Source organism: uncultured Oceanisphaera sp., assembly GCF_947495715.1.
Lineage (GTDB): Bacteria > Pseudomonadota > Gammaproteobacteria > Enterobacterales > Aeromonadaceae > Oceanimonas > Oceanimonas sediminis.
This window is the reverse complement of record NZ_CANLZU010000016.1, coordinates 18,888-37,808: the sequence shown is the minus strand read 5'-3', so window position 1 is coordinate 37,808 and position 18,921 is coordinate 18,888. Positions and strand designations below refer to the sequence as shown.

Here is an 18,921-nt window from a genome sequence, read left to right as displayed (position 1 = left end):
AGTCACAAATCCCCGAGGTTGCCGCGCAGGGAGATTTCACCACCTAAAAAGCGCTTGATTTCGCCGCTTTCCAGCTCCAGCAACAAGGCACCCTGTGCATCGATACCCCGGGCGATGCCGTGTATTTGCTGCTCGCCCATCAGTACCCGTACCGCCTTGCCATTGAAGTAATCCAGCCGGTTCCACTGCTCGCGAAAGGCAGAAATGCCCTCCCGTTCGAACAACACCAGGCTGCGCTGCATATGATTCGCCACCGCAATCACCAAGCCATTGCGATCCTCGATATTGCCAAGCTCGGCCAATTCGGCCCAGGGCTGATCGATACGCTCCTGCTCGGATCTGGGTAACAGCAGGTTCAGCCCCATGCCAATCACCAGCTGACAGGGGCCACCGGCGGTGCCAGACATTTCGACCAGAATGCCCGCCAGCTTGCGGCCGTTCAGGTAGAGGTCGTTGGGCCATTTCAGCTCTACGCCGGCAAAGCCTTGCGCCTCCAGCGCCTCGACCACGGCAATACCCACCACCAGACTCAGGCCCATGGCCGCCGCCATGCCCTGCTCAAGTCGCCAGTACATGCTCATGATCAGCTGACCGCCAAAGGGAGAAATCCACTGGCGTCCTCGGCGTCCACGACCGGCGGTCTGGCATTCGGCCACACAGATATCGCCCTTCTCCAGCCGGGACAGCGCATCAAACCAATGCTGATTGGTCGAGCCGATCACCGGCACCAGTTCGGCCCGGTTCGGCGCCAGCGCCTCGCTCAGCCGTGCCTGATCCAGCAGTTGCAGCGGCACCGCCAGCCGGTAGCCCTTGCCGCTGACGCTGTAGACCTCCAGCCCCAGCGCCCTGAGCGCCTGCACATGCTTGCCGACTGCCGCCCGGCTGACGGACAACTGCTCACCCAACTGCTCGCCGGAATGAAACTGGCCATCGGCCAGGCAGCGCAGCAATTGTTCGCGCAGGGGAGTCAGTTCAGACATGCCAGCGCCTCGTCCAGGTGGGTTTCGCCGTTGGGCCCGATCATCCGCACCTCGGGTTCGAGCCGCACACCAAACAGCTGCTCTACCCGTTCCCGCACCAGTGCCGCCAGCCGCAATACATCTTCGGCGGTGGCGCCGCCGTGGTTAACCAGCACCAGCGCCTGTTCGGTATGCACTCCGGCACCACCGATCCGGGTTCCCTTGAGGCCCGCCTTGTCGATAAGCCAGCCGGCCGCCAGCTTGCTCCGCCCGGCTTCTGCCGCAAACACCGGCAGCGCCGGCCAGGCAAGCTTGAGTGCCTCGGCCTGGGCCGTGACCACCTTGGGGTTCTTGAAGAAGCTGCCGGCATTGCCCAGCACCGCCGGATCCGGCAGCTTGGCCTGGCGAGTGGCACAGACCCGGTCGAAAATCTGCTGCGCCGTGGCCGCCTCGCCCAGCTCCGCCAACGGGCCATAGCCCAGCACCGGCTGCCAGCGCTTGGGCAGCCGCAGGGTCACACTCAGGATCAGGTGATGACGCGCCTCATGCTTGAACACGCTGTCCCGGTAACCGAAGGCGCACTCGGCCGCCGACCAGTGATGGATCTCACCCGTGTGCCAGTCAAAGCTTTCCACCTGCTCGCAGAATTGCGCCAGCTCCACCCCGTAGGCGCCGATATTCTGAATGGGCGAGGCGCCGACGGTACCCGGGATCAACGCCAGATTTTCCAGCCCCGGCATTCGCTGCTCCAGGGTCCGGCACACCAATTGATGCCAGTTTTCGCCACCTTCCACCTTCAACAGCCAGGCATCGTCGGTGTCGGTAACATTGATACCCTTGAGTCGGTTCACCAGTACCAGGCCATGAAAGGGCGCGGTAAACAGCAGGTTGGACCCTTCTCCCACGATCAGCAGGGGTTCATCCCGGCGGGTTTGCCACAAGGCGAGCAATTGTTCCCTTTGCTCCAGCACCGTCAAACGATCGGCGGTCTGGGCAAGGGCGAAGGTGTTATAGGGGGCAAGGGATGCCTGGATGGGCTGCATGGTCGCGGTTCCTGAATAAATGCCGCGTCAGTGTACCCCAAGTACCGAAGCGGGTTAAGCCGCGCCGCAACGGCACCGGCACATATCTGTCGTCACTTTTTCCGGGTGGTAAAAGTCATTTGCCGGCCGCTCAAGCCCACCGGTCTTGACCGGTACGGCGCTTTCGCCGAGATTAACCTGCTCATCAGTCAGAACCAGGAACATCATGATGCCCAGAGCCAATGCCGAACAATTGATCGCCGACTATTACCGGGCCTTTAACGCCGGTGACATGGATACCTTTCTCGGCCTGCTGACCGACGATGTGCAGCACGACATCAATCAGGGCGAGCGCGAAACCGGCCGCGAGGCATTCGGCGCCTTCATGGACCGCATGAACCGCAACTACCGGGAACAGCTGGTCGACATTCAGATCATGAGCAGTGCCGATGGCAGCCGTGCCGCCGCCGAATTTGTGGTGCTGGGCGAATATCTGGTGACCGACGAGGGCCTGCCCGAAGCCCGCGGCCAACGCTACCGACTGCCGGCCGGCGCCTTCTTCGAGCTGCGCGACAACAAGGTGGCGCGCATCAGCAACTACTACAACCTCAACGACTGGATAGCCCAGGTCGGCGCCTGATGAGTGGCGCGGTCCGACTACTGACGGTCACCGGCCCCGGGCTGGCACCCTGGCTGAACCGGCTGGCCGAACTGCGTATTCGGGTATTTCGCGACTTTCCCTATCTCTATGACGGAGACCCGGGTTACGAGGCCGACTACCTGAGCACCTATCTGGACACCGACAGCAGCGTCTGCGTGCTGGCACTGGACGGTGATCGGCTGGTGGGCGCCTCCACCGGCCTGCCCCTGAGTCATGAAACCGAGGCCTTTCGCCGCCCCTTCGTCGAGCAAGGCCTGAACACCGACCGCATCTTCTACTGCGCCGAGTCGGTGCTGTTGCCAGAATATCGCGGACAAGGGCTCTACAAGGCCTTCTTCAATGGCCGCGAGGCCCATGCCCGGCACCTGGGCGGCTTCGAGCTGGCGGCCTTCTGCGCCGTGGTGCGGCCCGCCGAGCACCCGCTGCGGCCCGACGGCTATCGGTCGCTGGAGCCGGCTTGGCACCATTTCGGTTACCAGGCCGCGCCGGGTCTGCTGGCCCACTTCGGCTGGAAGGATATCGACCAGCCGAACGAGACCGACAAGCCGATGCAGTTTTACCTCAAGCCACTGGAGGCACCTCTATGACGCCCGCTCTGCGACTGGCCTGCGCTCAGTATCAAATCGATTTTCTGCCGGACTGGGCCGCCTATGAGCACAAGATCCGGTACCTGGTGCAGGATGCGGTCGATCGAAACGCCAACTTCCTGCTGTTTCCGGAATATTTCAGCATGGAGCTGGCGTCCCTGTTCGAAGAAAGCGTCTACCGTTCGCTCCATGGCCAGCTCGACGCCATGCAACGCCTGCTGACGGACTTCAAGGCTCTGTTCGGAGAACTGGCACGGCAACATGGGCTGCATATTCTGGCCGGCACCTTTCCGGTGCGTCAGGCCGACGGCAGTTATTGCAACCGTGCCTTTCTGTTTTATCCCGATGGTCGTATCGACTGGCAGGACAAGCTGCAGATGACCCGCTTCGAAAACGAGCAGTGGCAGATCCAGTCCGGCACCGAGCTCAAGGTACTGGACACCGTGTTCGGCAAAATCGGCGTAGCCATCTGTTACGACAGCGAATTCCCGCTGCTGGCTCGCCGTCAGGTCGAGGCCGGTGCCAACCTGATACTGGTGCCCAGCTGTACCGACACCGAAGCCGGCTTCAACCGGGTACGCATCGGCTGTCAGGCCCGGGCGCTGGAAAATCAGTGCTTCGTCGCCCAGTCCCCCACCATAGGCACGGCGCCCTGGTCGGAGGCGGTGGACATCAACACCGGCCGGGCCGCCATCTATACCCCGGTAGACTACGGCTATCCCGACGACGGCGTGCTGGTGATGGGCGAGCCGGAGCAGGCTCAATGGGTAGTGGCCGAGCTGGATCTGGCCGCCCTGGCCAAGGTCCGAACCCAGGGGCAGGTATTCAACCACAGAGACTGGGACGGTCAGATGCGGTTTTGACGCTCCCTATATAGCAATCCAATCAAGTATCTGAGTATTCTGTGGGCTGCAGCTCCAGAGGCAGCTGGGAGGACAAAAGGTCTGCTCCACCGACTCGCTTCAAGCACATCCCTGTGACGCTCAGCACATGACATCCGACCGCCATGGAGGGCGGGAGTGCCAGCATTGCAGGAGCTTTTGTTGGCCCTGTCATGTGATGGTCGCTGGAGCAGATCCCTTTGTCCTCCTTGATGCTACAGAGTCGCCTGTTGGTCTGTCTGCGGGCAACTCGGTACTCCAGAAGAGGCAACAGAGAATGCTCCCCGACCGTGATATGCCAGGGATGGCATATCCGAGCTTACATGGATGTACTTGAGGCGTGTCGTGGGAGTCGGCTCTGTTGCCTCTGGTCTGGGACCTCAATATGACCAGATCATTACTGGGATTGGTATCATAGCGGGTTGGCGGAGCGGGCCCTTTGTCCGATAAACAGGGTATAACGGTTTACAGGGTGGAGGCCGTCTACTCCGCCAGAAAGGCCTGTACCTCGTCCATGGCCAGGGCGAAGTTGAAATTGCCCCCGGCCTGCACGCCCTTCACGGTCATGCCAATCAGGTTGCCTTCGGTATTAAACAGGGCGCCGCCCGAGGAGCCATAGGTGACGGGGGCCGTGGTCTGGATCAGCCGCACCCCGTTCTCGGTTCTCCGGGCGGAGACGATGCCCTCGGTCAGGGTTTTATCCAGTCCGGCCGGGGCGCCGATGGCGAACACCTTTTCGCCCACCCGAACCCGATCGAACGACGCCATGGTATCGGTGAAGTTCAACGGCCGCACCGGCTCGGCCAGGGTCAGCAGGGCCAGATCCCGCCGGGGATCCACCCGGGCCACCTGCCATACCTGCACATCCGACTCCTGCACGGTGCCACCGTCAGGGCTGCTGTCTATGCTGACCGGCACGCCGCCAGCCTGCAGCAGATGATAACTGGTGATGGCGCGGTACGAGTCGATGGCAATGGCCGAGCCGACGCTGAGGGGCTCGAAGTCGGCGCCCAGTTGCTCGTACACCACTATCTTGTACACGCTGGCAGCATGACGGGCATAGATATCCACCGCCGGCAGACCGGAAGCCACGCTCTGGCTACCGGCGGCCACCACTCGCAGAGAAGGCGGGGTCAGCAGCGCCAGCAAGCGGCCACAGTCGGCATCGCCCTGATCGGCACAACGACGAAAATGATCTGCCGCCTTGCGCCGATTCCGATACTCGGCGCCATAATCGCCCCGGTAAATGAGGCCCAGTTGTCGATGCGCCTGGCGGCTCCACTGCGGATCATCGGCATTCGCCAGTTGCCTGAACCAGCTGATTGCCTGGCCGGTGTCCTGCCGGGTTCCCCTGCCCTGCAGATACATGTCGGCGACTTCAAGCCGCGCCTCGGGATAATCATCGCTGCGGGCCGCATTCAGGTAATACGCAAAGGCCTTGTCGTCGTCTCCGGCGAGCCGGGCCGCGTAACCGGCCTGATACCCGGCATCGCCATTCAGGCCGCAGCCGGCGAGCAACAGGGCGCCGAGGGCGAACAACAGGGGTGTCTTGTCCATGATGGGCTTCCGTCTGTGGCGCAACAACCACGGCGCCGGCGAGTTGAAAGCCTAAGCATAGCAGGCCGACAGCGCCGCATTCGGCCGAATATCGCACGGCTTGCCTAGCGCTTTTTCGCCCTGGCCGAAGCACCGGTTGCCGCCTTGCGCGGCTTGCGCTTGCGAAACTGCTTTGGCTTGCCGCCGCCCTGCAGGCCGCTGAACGCCGCCGGGTCAACCTGGCTTATCAATACCGGCAGCGAGGCTTCCAGCTCGGCCATAAAGCCCTGATAAGCGGCCTGCTTGCGACTGATGGCATCGAGCACCGCCTCCCAGCGGGCGGTCATGTCCGGGGTGGTCGCCGACTCGGGCAGGCTGGCGATCAGCTTGGTTCCCGCTTCGGTAGCCCGAATCTGCTTGCCCTCGCGGGCGAGGAAGCCGCGATTGAACAGCAACTCGATAATGCCGGCCCGGGTCGCCTCTGTGCCCAGACCATCGGTATCGCGCAGTATTTTCCTGAGCTCGGCATCGGTGACATAACGGGCGATATTGGTCATGGCCGCCAGCAAGGTGGCGTCACTGAAATGCTTGGGCGGCTGGGTCAGCTTGTCGAGCAGTTCGCCTTCGAGACACAGCAACGCATCCCCCACCGCCAGCGCAGGCAGCGTTGGCTGTAATTCGGGATCTTCCTCTTCTTTCTTGTCCGGCCGGGCAAACAGGGCTTTCCAGCCCGGCTTTATTTGCTGGCGGGCGCGGGCGACAAAGCGGCCGCCGGCGATATCGACTTCCAGCTGATTGTCGGCATATTCCCAGTGCGGATAGAACTGGGCCAGATACTGGCGGGCAATCAGCTGATAGACGTTTTGCTCGGCGCCGGACAGCTTGCCGCCGTCCATCGCCCGGGCGGTGGGAATAATGGCGTGGTGCGCCTCGACTTTCTTGTCGTTCCAGGCCTTGCTGCGCAGGCTTAAATTCGCCTCGGCCACCGCCGTTGCCAGCTCGGGGCAGGTGCGCGCCAAAGCCCCGGTAACCGACCCGGCCTGATGATAATGATCTTCCGGCAGGTAACGGCAATCGGAGCGGGGATAGGTGATCAGCTTGTGCCGCTCATACAGGGTCTGGCACACATCCAGCACCTGCTTGGCGCTGAGGCCGAAACGACGGGCCGCGTCAATCTGCAGCGTCGACAGGTTGTAAGGCAGCGGCGGCGCCTGCCGGCGCTGCTTGCGTTCGGCCCCGGCCACTCGCCCCGGTTGGCCCTGAATGCGTTTGATGACGTTTTCCGCCAGGGCGCGGGAAAGCACCCGCCCTTCTTCATCCTGCCAGGGCCGACAGGCGTCGCTGGGCTGCCATTTGGCCTTGAATCGCTCGCCGGCCTCGGTCTGCAACAAGGCCAACACCTCGTAATAGGGTTTGGCGGTAAAGGAGCCGATTTCCTGATCCCGGCGCACCACCAGCCCCAGCAGCGGGGTCTGCACCCGTCCGACCGACAGCACCCCCTGATAGCCCATTTTCCGGCCCTGAATGGTGCACAGTCGACTCATGTTGATGCCATAGAGCCAGTCGGCCCGGGACCGCGCCAGCGCCGACACCGACAGCGGCACAAAGTCCCGGTTGGGCCGCAGCGCCGCCAGCGCCTTCTTGACCGCCGCCGGGTTGAGGTCGCTGATCAGGCAGCGTTGCACCCGTTCCCGCCGGGCAGCAGACACCCCGCAGAAACTGATCACCTCGTCCACCAACAACTGGCCCTCGCGGTCCGGGTCGCCCACATGCACGATGTCGTCGGCCTGCTTCAGCAGCTTCTTCAACACCGTCAGCTGGCTGCGGGTCTTGGGCTTGGCTTCGAGCTTCCACTCGCGGGGAATAATCGGCAGGTGTTCCAGCCGCCATTGCTTGAAGGCCGGATCATAGGCGTCGGGCTGGGACTGCTCCAGCAGGTGGCCGATACACCAGCTGACCACGTCGCCATTGCCCAGGCGAATAAAGCCATCGCCCTTCTGATGGGGTTTGGGCAACACCTCGGCCAGGGCGCGGCCGAGACTGGGTTTTTCGGCAATATAGAGGATCATAGGGGGGCTTGTTGCTGCCTGTAGGCTACTGTATATGGATACAGGTTAGCAGCAGGGCGGGATCGACTTCAATAATCGTCCTGCAGCAGAAAGTCGTCCATGGCTTCCACCAGGTAAATCCAGTCGTCTTCCACCACCGGCGTTACCGGATCTTCGTCACCTTCGCCATACTCTTCCCAGTAATAGGCGCGCAGCGCCAGCGGAAAATCGCCGTAGTCTTCGGCCAGGGCAGACAGCGGGCCAAACCAGAGAATGCGAGTCAGGCCACTGGTGAGATCGTTGAGGTATTCCACCAGGGTTTCCGGCTCCGGATATTGCTCCATCAGCAGCTCGAACCGCTCCCGCGCCACCGTGGTTTGCTGCTCGTCCAACTCGCCCAGTTCGGCCACATGGGCCAGATAATCACTGAGCAAATACTCGCGGGCCTGATCCTCGTCGCTCAGCCACTGGCAGCGGGTCTCCTTGCGGCTGATCACCGACAACGCCACGCCCTCGTCCAGAAAACACAATCCCCATAACCGGTTATCCATTCACTACTCCGCTGCTTGCCCAAAAGCCGCCAGTTTAACCGATAGCCGGCAAAGATGTGAAAAGGAACCCTCCTCCGGCTGCTGAGTCGACTGATAATACCAACCCCAGTAATGATCTGGTCATATTGAAGCCGCAGACCAGAGGCAACACAGCCGCCTCCCACGACACGCCATGAACCCATCCGTGGGGCTCGGAAATGCCGTCCCTGGCATTTCACGGTCGTGGGAGCCGATCTCTGTTGCCTCTCCTTAGCACCGAGCTGTCTGCAGATCGCTCCACAGGCGACTCCGCAGCATTAGGGAGGATGAAGGGTTCTACTCCAGCGACCATCACATGACAGGACGTCATGTGCTGAGCGTCGCAGGGATGCGGTTCAGCGTGTCGGTGGAGTGAACCCTTCGTTCGACCTTTACCGTGAAGCCAAGTAGATCAGTTAGTTTTACAGATTGGTATAATATGATGGATATCACCCCACCCTCTTCGCTTTCAGCCGGGTTCGCCACCAGCGGCTCAGCTTGTCGCGCCGCCACCACAACAGGCCCAGGCTGAGCGCCAGATAGAAGGCCGGCTCTATCCAGCCGGACTTGACGCCCCACCAGAAATGAATCGGTATCAGCAGCGCCGGCAGATACACCCAGTTATGCAGCCGCTGCCAGCGGGGGCCAAGCCGACGCTGCCAGCCCCGGGTAGAAGTCACCGCCAGCAACAGCAATACCACCCAGGACACCATGCCTAAGGTAATAAAACCGCGCTTGACGATCTCTTCGCCAATCTGGCCCCAGGCCAGCTGCAGGTCGAGCAGCAGCCACACCAGCAGATGCAGGCTGGCATAAGTAAAGCACCAGAGCCCCAACAGCCGGCGCACCTTGATCAGGCCGCCGTTTTTCAGTTTTTTGGCCAGGGGCGAGATGCAGAGCGTCAGCAGCAACAGCCGCAGCGACCAGTCGCCCAGAAACTGCATCAGCTCCGGAATGGGGTCGGCGCTGAAGCGCCCCACCTCAAACGCCCAGGGCAGCCACAGCAGCGGTAACACCGCCGCTGCATGCAAACAGACCTTCAGCCACAACAACCCTTTCGGGGTCAGTTTCATCAGTAGAACTTCCTCAAATCCATCCCCCGATAGAGGCTGGCGACTTCTTCTTCATAACCGTTGAACATCAGCGTCGGCTGGCGTTCGCTGCCGAACAGGCCGCCTTCGGCGATCACCCGCTCGCTGGCCTGACTCCAGCGGGGATGATCCACCTCGGGATTCACGTTGGCATAAAAGCCATATTCGTAAGACGCCAGCTGATTCCAGGTGGTGGGCGGCTGCTTGTCGGTCAGGTGAATGCGCACGATGGACTTGATGCCCTTGAAGCCGTACTTCCAGGGCACGACCAGCCTTATCGGCGCCCCGTTCTGGGGCGGCAGCGTCTTGCCGTACATGCCCACCGCCAGCATCGCCAGCGGGTTCATGGCCTCGTCCAGACGCAACCCTTCCACATAGGGATAATCGATGCCGCCACCGAGAAAACGCGAGGCCTGACCGGGCATCTGTTCGGGATCATAAAGGGTTTCAAAGGCCACATACTTGGCTTTGGAGGTCGGCCCCGCCGCCTTGATGATGTCTGCCAACGGCACCCCCAGCCAGGGAATCACCATCGACCAGGCTTCCACACAGCGATGGCGATAAATACGCTCTTCCAGCTGCTGTTTTTCCATCCACGACCAGACGTCAATGGTCTGGGGATTATCCACTTCACCGGAAATGGTCAGCGTCCAGGGCTTGGTTTTGAAGCCTTGAGCATTACGCGCCGGATCCGATTTGTCGGCGCCAAATTCATAGAAGTTGTTATAGCTGGTGGCCACCCGCTCGGCCGTGGGCGGCACCGCTATTTGATAGGCGTCGGGACGATTGAAGGTCAGCGGCGTGGTGATGGCGGCCCCCTTGCTGGGGGTGGCTTTTTCATCCCCCAACAGGGAACCGAACAGGCCGGCACTGGCCGGGCCGCTCAATGCCGCGGCGCCGAGCCCCAGTCCGAGCCCCTGCAATATCTGTCGGCGCTGGCGATAAACCGATTCCGGGGTAACCTGGTTTTCGCTCAGTTGTGATTTTTTCTTGAGGTGTATCCGCATGTGAAATCCGTGGTGACTGGCTTATTGGGTACAAAGAGCGAGTAAAGTGTATAAATCTTTCATTCCCTGTTTTTTTCTTTGTAAGTGCCGGCCTCGATACCGTGTCGGCTGAGCAGCTTGTAGAAGTCGGTCCGGTTGCGTCCGGCCAGTGCGGCCGCCTGGCTGACATTGCCCTCGGTCATGCGCAGTATCTTGTGCAGATACAAGCGTTCAAACTCTGCCCTGGCCTCGTTGAAGGTCGGAAAGGGTTCGCTGCTGCCCGCCAGTATGCCCTCAAGCAGCTGCGGGCCTATGACCGGGGCCGACGCCAGCGCCACCGCCTGCTCTACCACATTCAGCAATTGCCGCACATTACCCGGCCAGTTTGCCGCCGCCAGCATCGACAGTGCCTCGGGCGCAAAACCGGTCACCTGGGTGGACTGGCGCTGCCTGAGCTGGTCCAGCGCGTGACGCGCCAGCAGCGGAATATCTTCGGGTCGTTGCTGTAACGCCGGCAGGTTCAGGTTCACCACATTGAGTCGGTAAAACAAGTCTTCCCGAAAGGCGCCCTGCTCCATGGCACTAACCAGGTCCCGGTTGGTGGAAGACAGCACCCGCACATCGGTCTTGATACTGCTGGTGGCCCCCAGTGGCCGCACCTGCTGCTGCTCCAGTGCCCGCAACAGTTTTATCTGCAGCGTCGACGACAACTCACCCACCTCTTCCAGCAACAGGGTTCCGCCCTGCGCGGCGAGAAAAACGCCCGGATGATCGGATACGGCGCCATCGAAGGCGCCTTTGACATGGCCGAACAGTTCGGACTCCAGCAATTGCTCGGTCATGGCGCCGCAGTTCAGGGCAATAAAAGGGTAATCCCGCCGTGGGCTGGCATAGTGCAACACCTCGGCCATCAAGGCCTTTCCCGAGCCGGAAGGCCCGGTCAGCATGACGCTGATGTCCAGCGGGGCCATGCGCCGGGCCTGTTCCAGCAAGGCCACCATGGTCGGACTGCGGGTCATGATGCTTTGCTGCCAGTCGTCTTCCATCGCCGGCAAGGATACCGACAGCGCTTCGTTGATGGTTCTGCGCAACGCCTCCTTGTCGATGGGCTTGGTCAGAAACCCGAACACCCCGGAACGGGTGGCGGTCACCGCGTCGGTAATGGAGCCATGCGCCGTCATGATCACCACCGGCAGCCCCACATGCTGACGCTGAATGCGGTCGAACAGCGCCAGACCATCCATGCCATCCATACGCAGATCGCTCAGCACCAGATCGGGGCGCTCCTGCTCCAGCCATTCCAGCGCCTCGGCGCCGCTGGCCGCCGTGCTGACTTCAAAGCCTTCACTCTTCAGCCGCAGTCCCAACAGTTTCAACAGGCTGACATCATCGTCTACCAGCAGTATTCTGGCTTTACGCTTCATGGCGCTTCTCGAAATTTACGTTCGTTGATTTGCAGATCGATGCTGGCCAGCTCTTTCAGTTTTCGGGTCAGGCTGTTGATCTGTTGCTGGCGTTCCGCCAGTTGCCGATTAAGGGTCAACAACTCCTGATTATAGCGCTGATAGGCGCCAAAAAATTGCTGCAGCCGGGTGTTCACCGCCGGCAGATGCTGCTTGAACAGCTGCTGCGCCTGCTGTCGCTGACCGATACTAGCCCGGGGATGACTCAGCCACAGGGCCAGCTTCAATTCCCTGTTAGCGGACTGATGGTCGACAGGCGTTTTCTGCAGCTGCAGTACTTCTTGTTGACGCGCTTTTTCACTGCTGTCCATCATCTCGGCCGACAGTTGCAGCCAGTCATGCAGCTCCCGAGTGTCGGATCCCGTACTCCAGGTGGCATCGATTTGCTGTTGATAAGGCAGCGAAAAAGGCAGTGAACAGCCGGACAACATCAATGCCAGCACACCGCAACACCAGATTCTACTCATCTCTTGTTCCTTGCTCTTGGCTTGTGGGCAGACTCAGTTCAAAACAAACCAGCTCTGCCATGGTGGTATTCAATATCAGCCGCCCGCCCATGCTGACGGCGGCCTCCCGCGCAATACTCAACCCGATGCCGGAGCCTTTAAGCACCCCTTTTCGCACCTGGCTGCCCTGCACGAAGGGTTCGAAAATGCGCTCTCTGTCCCGCTCCGGTATTGGCTGCCCGGTGTTGGCGACCGTCAGCACATAGTCTTCGGCGTCGAACCGGGATTCGATCCGCAGCATCCCCGCCACATCGGCGTAATTGACCGCATTGGAGATCAGATTATCCAGTACCAGCTTGAGCCGATGCCGGTCTGCCAGCGGGCTGGCTTCATCCAGCGCCAGGCTAACCTGCAAGCGCTTGTTCTCGATGGTCAACCGATGGGCTTCCAGGCTTTGCTCCAGCAGTGGCTGCACCATCACCGACTCCTGATAGACCTGCACCTGCTGAATACGGTTGTAATCGAGCAACTGCTCGATCAGCCCCTGCAGACGAAAACTGTTATGAACCAACAGCTCGCAGATTTCATCCTGCTCGTCGGTCAGCGGCCCTGTTACTCGCTCCAGCAAGAGGTCGGCGCCCTCTCTGAGACTGGCCAGCGGCGTTTTCAGTTCATGGGACAGATGGCGCAGAAACTGCAGCTTCTGCGCTTCCAGCTCGCGCAGGCGCTGATGCAACCACTGCAGCTTGTCGCCCAGCGCCACCAGCTCCGCCGGCCCCCGAACCGGTTTTTCTTCCGGCTCGACCCCGGCCCCCAGATTGAGAATACGCCGCTCCAATTGTCGCACCGGGCGAATAATCAGGTAGGTAAACAACAGCACCAACAACAGACTGGCACCGCCCAGGGCCGCACTCAGCATCCACAGCTGCCGGCGCACCTGCGTCACATGCTCGCGCAGCTGCTCGATGCGCCCGTCAATCTGCGCCCGGGTCAGCTGGTCCAGCGCCAGGGTATCGCGGTTGAAGGCACTGAACAGTTCAACCCGTTCACGAATTTGTTCGCCGCTGGCCTGGGCCAGATCCACCAAATCGATCAGCTGATGTTGTAACGAGGCCCCCAGGGGGCCGCCATCGATACCCAGCAGCAGTTGATCCAGCTCCAGCCGGTAGCGCTCCAGCAGGCGCAGATAGGAGTGACGCAATTCCGGGTTGCCCAATACCGCATAACGACGAATGGCGCGCTCCATTTCCAGGGTCAGGTCGTTCATGTCCGAGGCGCGCCGGGTATCGATAACCGCGCTTTCAATCCCGTCCTGCGCCAGCAGATTCACCCGGTCCAAGCTGCGGCCATTCTGAATAACCAGCAGGATCAGCGGCAGCAACACCAGCGAAAAGGCAATCAGTACCAGTTGTAGTAAAGAGCGGGGGGCGAATCCCCTGACCCCGTTAGACATTATCCATACACTCACTCGGTTATTAGGGTCTGTTGGTCTTAAGCAACGCAGGATAACAAAAATGTCCACAAACGCAGACTACAGAAACAACAAAGCTCCCCGAGGCGTATTGCTCGCACCAACACCTGGGCACTGTGTTGGCAGGGCCCCGCCTATCAATGGTTCAGGCTGCACCTATTGGCTTACCGAGCATAACAATGCCACACTCAGCTTATGCGCAATAAAAGGAGAATGGCGATGGCAACAGTAAGCGAAATAATGCGGCACAGCCTGCCGTTACTGAGAGCCGAGATGTCGATCACGGAAGCCTTGGACCGATTGCTGGAGTCCGAGCTGAGCGGCCTGCCGGTGGTCGACTCGCAACGGCAGATTGTCGGGTTTCTTTCCGAGCAGGACTGCATTCCCAAGCTGATCAACGCCAGCTATCACTGTGACAACAGAGTCACGGTCAATGATCTGATGCGTAAGGACCCCTTGACCGTTACCCCCGATGCCGACGTATTCGAGCTGGCCCGCATCATGGGCGGCGCCAAGCCCAAGCTCTATCCGGTGGTCGAAGATGGCAAGGTCACCGGTATCGTTACCCGCCACCAGGTCATGCAGTTTCTCAACAAACAGTTGCAGAACTGCTCCATCAGTTACTGAAGACCGGATGGTCGAATACGAAAAAAGGGAACCCGAGGGTTCCCTTTTTGCTGTGTGATTTGACCGCCGATTACAGCAGGCCCTCAACCGACTCGCTCAGCTCGGCGGGCCACACACCACACTGCACCTGACCGATGTGCGACAGTTGCAGCAGCAGCATGGCAAGACGCGACTGACCGATACCGCCACCGATGGTCTGGGGCAGTTCACCGGCCAGCAGGGCCTGGTGCCATTCCTGGCCGGCGCGGTCTTCATGACCGGTCAGCGCCAGTTGGCGGCGCAATGCTTCCTGATCGACTCGAATCCCCATGGAGGAAATCTCGAAGGCGTCTTCCAGTACCGGGTTCCACACCAGAATATCGCCGTTCAGGCCGGCCAGACCGTCTTTGCCTGCACTCGACCAGTCGTCGTAGTCCGGGGCGCGTACATCGTGAATGTCGCCGTGGCTGAGTTTGCCACCGATGCCGACCAGGAATACCGCACCCAGCTCTTTGGCGATGGCACGTTCACGGCCCTTGGCATCCAGATCCGGATAACGGGTCAGCAGCTCTTCCGCATGCAACACCTGAATCTGCTCGGGCAGGAAGGGCGTCAGACCGAATTCGGCGGCAGCCGCCTGCTCGGTACGCTTGATAGCGCCATAGATGCGGTTAACGGTACCGATCAGAAAATCCACATCCCGATCCTGCGCTGACATCACCTGCTCCCAGTCCCACTGATCCACATAAACGGAGTGAATGGGGCTCAGACGATCTTCATCCGGACGCAGCGCCTTCATGTGGGTGTAGAGGCCTTCACCCGCTTCGAAGCCGAACCGACCCAGAGTATGGCGCTTCCACTTGGCCAGGGAATGCACCACTTCAAAGGAAGCGGCAGGAATGGCCTTGACCTTCACCTGTACCGCTTTTTCGGAACCGGACAGGTTGTCCTGCATGCCGTCACCCAGACGGCTGAGAATGGGCGCCTGTACTTCCAGCAGATTGAGCTGCTGTGCCAACTGACCGGAGAAATACTCCTTCACAAAACGGATCTGGCGTTGGCGTTCAATATAGGACTGCTTCATCTCATTCACCTGAGGTTGCTGATTGGTTTTGATGAATACTCAGGGAATATCATTTTAAATTCAACATTGAATGGTAAAAACTCGAAACTTAATTTAAATTCATCAAAATACCGCCTTATTTTTGCAGGATATTCAAAATATGATGGAAAAAAGCGATCTTCATTATCGAATCGATAATCTGGATAAATCCATTCTGATGGCGCTGATGGAAAATGCCCGCGTGCCCTATGCCGAACTGGCCAAACGATTCTCGGTCAGCCCCGGCACCATTCATGTGCGGGTAGAGAAGATGAAGCAGGCGGGGATCATCGAAGGCACCCGGGTACAGGTGAACCCCAAGAAGCTGGGCTACGATGTCTGCTGTTTTATCGGCATTATTCTGAAAAGCGCCCGGGACTACCCCCAGGCGCTGGCCAGGCTGGAACAGCTGGAAGAAGTAGTCGAGGCCTATTACACCACCGGCCACTACAATATCTTCATCAAGGTGATGACCCGCTCCATCGACGAGCTGCAGCAGGTATTGATCCACCGGCTACAGCCCATCGACGAAATTCAGTCCACCGAAACCCTGATCTCGCTGCAGCAGCCGATAGACAGGGATGTGACTCCCTGAGGTGAGGGGTGAGTCCCCCTCACTCTTGGCCGCGGGTAAACAAGCATCGTAGGTTGGGGGACCCCCCAACCCTGTTAACCCTATGCTCAGTGATGCTCACTTCATCTTGTTCAGAGTCTCTTGCATCTGTTTGAGCCGCAGCTGCTTCAGTTTGCTGTCGGCGGCAATTTTCTCCAGCGTCGCGGCTTTCAGATCCGCATCCTCGATGCCGGCCGCCTTGCTCTCTGCCATCATACGATGCATCAACTGTTGCTGCTCACTGGCAGCCAGACGGGCACGCTGGGTGGCAAAGAACTGGGCCTTCAGCTCGGGAGTATCCAGCTGTTCCAGCCGCTTGCTCAGGTGTTGCTCAAACCGCTCGGCATTCATCATCTTGCCGCCCATCATGCCATGGCCTCGTTTGCCATGATGATCACGGCCATGCATGCCTCTGTGATCACCGCGCTCACAGTCTTCCATCATGGCGGAGCGTCCGGCACCTTCCGCCCCGTGAGAGGCGGCATTGACCAGGACGGGGGCCGTCAGCAGGGTAGCGGCAAGTAGCAGAGCACTGTGTTTGATTTTCATAATATGACCTCAAGCTGTGTGGTGGTTTCGCTATCAATTAAAGCAGCTCCTTGTCAGCCAACTGTGTCGGCGACCGGCTTTTTTGTCACAAAGTGTGACGCCTTTGCCTGCTGCCATACTTTGACATTATTTCCCTAATCAAGGCGCTTATACTGGTGCAGTAACCACGAGAGGGCAATACATGAACAAGGGCAAACACTTACTGGTAGTCGACGATCACGGAGAAATCCGTGATCTGTTGAAACGTTTTCTGGAGCAACACGGCTACCGGGTACAGGGCGTGCGCGACGGCCAGGAAATGCGCCAGTACCTGAGCCGTCAGTTGCCCGATCTGATTATTCTGGATCTGATGCTGCCCGGCGACGACGGCCTGACCCTGTGCCGCGAGTTACGCGGCCAGGGCAATCAGGTGCCCATCATCATGCTCACCGCCATGGGCGAGGAAACCGACCGCATCGTCGGGCTGGAAATGGGCGCCGACGACTACCTGCCCAAACCCTTCAATCCGCGCGAACTGCTGGCCCGCATCAAGGCGGTGTTGCGCCGCCAGTCTCAGGCCGAGCAGCCTGCCGTCATCGATTCACCGAAACAACTGCGCTTCGCGCACTGGACGCTGGACACGGCCCGCCGCGAGCTCATCGACAGCCAGGGCGTCACCATCAGCCTGAGTACCGCCGAATTCGATCTGCTGCGGGTGTTCACCCGGCACCCCAACCGGGTTCTGAGCCGAGATCAACTGCTGGATCTGGCCCGTGGACGGGAAGCCCAGGCCTTCGACCGTGCCATCGATACCCTGGTCAGCCGGTTGCGCCGCAAGCTGGAGCCGGACTCCCGTCACCCCACTCTGATCAAAACCATCTGGGGCGGCGGCTACATGCTGGCTGCCGATGTACATCATGAAGAGTGAACGCCTGCGCTACTGGCTGGGCAGCCTGACCGGCCAGATCATTCTGGTTGCGCTGTTTGCCCTGCTGCTGATCCAGCTGGCCGGGGTGCAAATCTACCGCCTGGAACGCGAGGCGACCCTGGGCCTGGTCAACAGCCGCTTTACCCTGCAACGGCTGATTGCCGTTACCAGCCTGCTCAATCAGTCGCCTCCCGCCCTGCACAGCGAAATTCTGCGCGCCAGCCGCAGCGAAACCCTGCGCCTGCAGCTGAATGACGAGGCCCTCCTGCCCGACGAGCGCAGCAGCAACTTCGAGCGCATCGTGCGAAGCAAGCTCGACTATCCCGCTCGGCTCAACATTTATATCAGTGCCGAATCCAGACATGGTCTGACCGACTGGTCACCGCCGGATCATCATCGGCATCGGCATCCGCCACGGCGCGCCGATATTCGCCTGCGCGGGGCCATCGAACTCGCTGACGGCCGCTGGCTGAGCTTTACCTCCTTGACCGACAGGGAAGTACCCGGCTGGTCCATCAAGGCCACCCTGTCCTTTATTCTGCTCGCCGCCCTGCTGGCCGGGCTGATGATCTGGCTGCTGCAACGGACCACTCGGCCGTTGAAAGAGCTGGCCCGGCAGGCCGAGCGGCTGGGTCGCGGTGACAGCGCCGAGCCACTCAAAGAAAGCGGCCCCAGTGAAATTCGTGAAACCCTGTCTGCCTTCAACCGCATGCAGGACCGGCTCGATCGCTTCGTGTCCGATCGCACCCGCATGCTGGCCGCCATTTCGCACGATCTGCGCACCCCCATCACCACCCTGCAGTTGCGCTGCGAGTTTTTGCCCGACGGCGAAGACAAGCAAAAACTGCAACAAGGTCTGAAACGCATGGAGCAGATGCTGAGCGCCACCCTGCAGTTTGCCCGGGAAGACGGCATGGCCGAGCCGGTACGGAGTCTGGATCTGTCCAGCCTGGTGCAGAGCCTGTGCGACGATCTGCAGGACAACGGCCACGATGTCAGCCTGGAAGAAAGAGACGCCATTCTCTACCGGGGTCGCTCCACCGCCCTGCGCCGCGCCCTGCAGAACCTGCTGGAAAACGGCGTCAAATACGGTGACAAGGTGAAAGTCAGGCTGCTCGACGAACCGGGCCAGATACGAATACTTATCCGTGACTTTGGCCCCGGCATACCGCCGGATCAGCTGGAAGAAGTATTCAAACCCTTTACCCGGCTCGATTCGGCCCGCGATCTGACCGACGGCAGCATCGGCCTGGGGCTGGCCATTGCCCGCACCCTCATTCATCAGCACGGTGGCGAACTGACTCTGGACAATCATTCCCAGGGCGGCTTGCTGGTGCAGGTGCGGTTACCGCACTGACGCCGCTTTACAGCCAGGATGAAAGTTTCTACATTGGACGACCTCCCTAATAACAAGGAAAGTTTTC

At 60.2% G+C, this 18,921-nt stretch carries 19 protein-coding genes; 7 read left to right on the top strand and 12 right to left on the bottom strand.

Translation table 11 applies throughout. From position 1 onward, the window contains the following. Nucleotides 1–2: 2 nt before the first annotated feature. Complete coding sequence (gene birA / locus Q0753_RS11225; RefSeq protein WP_298720688.1) at nucleotides 3–980, bottom strand: bifunctional biotin--[acetyl-CoA-carboxylase] ligase/biotin operon repressor BirA; 978 nt, start codon at nucleotides 978–980, stop codon at nucleotides 3–5. Then, nucleotides 968–2,002: a UDP-N-acetylmuramate dehydrogenase gene (gene murB, locus Q0753_RS11220; RefSeq protein WP_367179502.1), complete on the bottom strand. Its 1,035-nt coding sequence runs from the start codon at nucleotides 2,000–2,002 to the stop codon at nucleotides 968–970. The genes birA and murB overlap by 13 nt, the downstream gene beginning before the upstream one ends. 205 nt (nucleotides 2,003–2,207) lie before the next feature. Between murB and Q0753_RS11215 the strand changes: the two genes are divergently transcribed. The 3 genes from Q0753_RS11215 to Q0753_RS11205 are packed head-to-tail and all read left to right on the top strand — an operon-like array spanning nucleotide 2,208 to nucleotide 4,092. Next, a complete protein-coding gene (locus tag Q0753_RS11215) occupies nucleotides 2,208–2,621 on the top strand; it encodes a ketosteroid isomerase-related protein (protein WP_298720685.1) in 414 nt (137 codons plus the stop codon). Continuing rightward, complete coding sequence (locus tag Q0753_RS11210) at nucleotides 2,621–3,229, top strand: GNAT family N-acetyltransferase (protein WP_298720682.1); 609 nt, start codon at nucleotides 2,621–2,623, stop codon at nucleotides 3,227–3,229. Before Q0753_RS11215 ends, Q0753_RS11210 begins: the two co-directional genes overlap by 1 nt. Next, a complete protein-coding gene (locus tag Q0753_RS11205) occupies nucleotides 3,226–4,092 on the top strand; it encodes a carbon-nitrogen hydrolase family protein (RefSeq protein ID WP_298720680.1) in 867 nt (288 codons plus the stop codon). The genes Q0753_RS11210 and Q0753_RS11205 overlap by 4 nt, the downstream gene beginning before the upstream one ends. A gap of 501 nt (nucleotides 4,093–4,593) precedes the next feature. On the opposite strand, the gene Q0753_RS11200 is transcribed toward Q0753_RS11205, so the two are convergent. The 8 genes from Q0753_RS11200 to Q0753_RS11165 form a co-directional block, all read right to left on the bottom strand. Continuing rightward, nucleotides 4,594–5,667 (bottom strand): trypsin-like peptidase domain-containing protein, encoded by a 1,074-nt coding sequence (locus Q0753_RS11200; RefSeq protein WP_298720678.1) that lies wholly within the window; start codon nucleotides 5,665–5,667, stop codon nucleotides 4,594–4,596. 104 nt (nucleotides 5,668–5,771) lie between these two features. Beyond that, nucleotides 5,772–7,715: a DNA topoisomerase III gene (locus tag Q0753_RS11195; protein ID WP_298720675.1), complete on the bottom strand. Its 1,944-nt coding sequence runs from the start codon at nucleotides 7,713–7,715 to the stop codon at nucleotides 5,772–5,774. 68 nt (nucleotides 7,716–7,783) lie between these two features. After that, complete coding sequence (locus Q0753_RS11190) at nucleotides 7,784–8,245, bottom strand: hypothetical protein (protein ID WP_298720672.1); 462 nt, start codon at nucleotides 8,243–8,245, stop codon at nucleotides 7,784–7,786. Nucleotides 8,246–8,712: 467 nt separating this feature from the next. After that, nucleotides 8,713–9,336, bottom strand: coding sequence for a protein-methionine-sulfoxide reductase heme-binding subunit MsrQ (msrQ, locus tag Q0753_RS11185; RefSeq protein ID WP_298720669.1), 624 nt, complete (start codon nucleotides 9,334–9,336; stop codon nucleotides 8,713–8,715). Further along, nucleotides 9,336–10,361 carry a protein-methionine-sulfoxide reductase catalytic subunit MsrP gene (gene msrP, locus Q0753_RS11180; protein ID WP_298720668.1) on the bottom strand — a complete coding sequence of 342 codons (1,026 nt, stop codon included), beginning with the start codon at nucleotides 10,359–10,361 and terminating at the stop codon, nucleotides 9,336–9,338. The genes msrQ and msrP overlap by 1 nt, the downstream gene beginning before the upstream one ends. Before the next feature lie 59 nt (nucleotides 10,362–10,420). Then, nucleotides 10,421–11,764 carry a sigma 54-interacting transcriptional regulator gene (locus Q0753_RS11175; RefSeq protein WP_298720666.1) on the bottom strand — a complete coding sequence of 448 codons (1,344 nt, stop codon included), beginning with the start codon at nucleotides 11,762–11,764 and terminating at the stop codon, nucleotides 10,421–10,423. Then, complete coding sequence (locus Q0753_RS11170; RefSeq protein WP_298720664.1) at nucleotides 11,761–12,270, bottom strand: hypothetical protein; 510 nt, start codon at nucleotides 12,268–12,270, stop codon at nucleotides 11,761–11,763. The genes Q0753_RS11175 and Q0753_RS11170 overlap by 4 nt, the downstream gene beginning before the upstream one ends. Beyond that, nucleotides 12,263–13,702: a HAMP domain-containing sensor histidine kinase gene (locus Q0753_RS11165; RefSeq protein WP_298720661.1), complete on the bottom strand. Its 1,440-nt coding sequence runs from the start codon at nucleotides 13,700–13,702 to the stop codon at nucleotides 12,263–12,265. The genes Q0753_RS11170 and Q0753_RS11165 overlap by 8 nt, the downstream gene beginning before the upstream one ends. Before the next feature lie 237 nt (nucleotides 13,703–13,939). Here Q0753_RS11165 and Q0753_RS11160 point away from each other — a divergent pair, with 237 nt between their 5' ends. Further along, nucleotides 13,940–14,347 (top strand): CBS domain-containing protein, encoded by a 408-nt coding sequence (locus Q0753_RS11160; protein WP_298720658.1) that lies wholly within the window; start codon nucleotides 13,940–13,942, stop codon nucleotides 14,345–14,347. 70 nt (nucleotides 14,348–14,417) lie between these two features. Here Q0753_RS11160 and asnA read toward each other — a convergent pair whose 3' ends face one another. Continuing rightward, nucleotides 14,418–15,410 carry an aspartate--ammonia ligase gene (asnA, locus tag Q0753_RS11155; protein ID WP_298720655.1) on the bottom strand — a complete coding sequence of 331 codons (993 nt, stop codon included), beginning with the start codon at nucleotides 15,408–15,410 and terminating at the stop codon, nucleotides 14,418–14,420. 142 nt (nucleotides 15,411–15,552) lie between these two features. Here asnA and asnC point away from each other — a divergent pair, with 142 nt between their 5' ends. Further along, nucleotides 15,553–16,023, top strand: coding sequence for a transcriptional regulator AsnC (gene asnC, locus Q0753_RS11150; RefSeq protein ID WP_298720870.1), 471 nt, complete (start codon nucleotides 15,553–15,555; stop codon nucleotides 16,021–16,023). A 96-nt stretch (nucleotides 16,024–16,119) separates the two neighbouring features. Here the strand turns inward: asnC and Q0753_RS11145 are convergent, their stop codons facing one another. Continuing rightward, nucleotides 16,120–16,590 carry a hypothetical protein gene (locus Q0753_RS11145; protein WP_298720652.1) on the bottom strand — a complete coding sequence of 157 codons (471 nt, stop codon included), beginning with the start codon at nucleotides 16,588–16,590 and terminating at the stop codon, nucleotides 16,120–16,122. Between the two features lie 181 nt (nucleotides 16,591–16,771). Here Q0753_RS11145 and Q0753_RS11140 point away from each other — a divergent pair, with 181 nt between their 5' ends. Together Q0753_RS11140 and Q0753_RS11135 are read left to right on the top strand one after the other, a co-directional pair. Beyond that, nucleotides 16,772–17,497 carry a response regulator gene (locus Q0753_RS11140; RefSeq protein ID WP_298720649.1) on the top strand — a complete coding sequence of 242 codons (726 nt, stop codon included), beginning with the start codon at nucleotides 16,772–16,774 and terminating at the stop codon, nucleotides 17,495–17,497. Beyond that, nucleotides 17,478–18,854 (top strand): ATP-binding protein, encoded by a 1,377-nt coding sequence (locus tag Q0753_RS11135; protein WP_298720646.1) that lies wholly within the window; start codon nucleotides 17,478–17,480, stop codon nucleotides 18,852–18,854. Before Q0753_RS11140 ends, Q0753_RS11135 begins: the two co-directional genes overlap by 20 nt. Nucleotides 18,855–18,921: the final 67 nt, after the last annotated feature.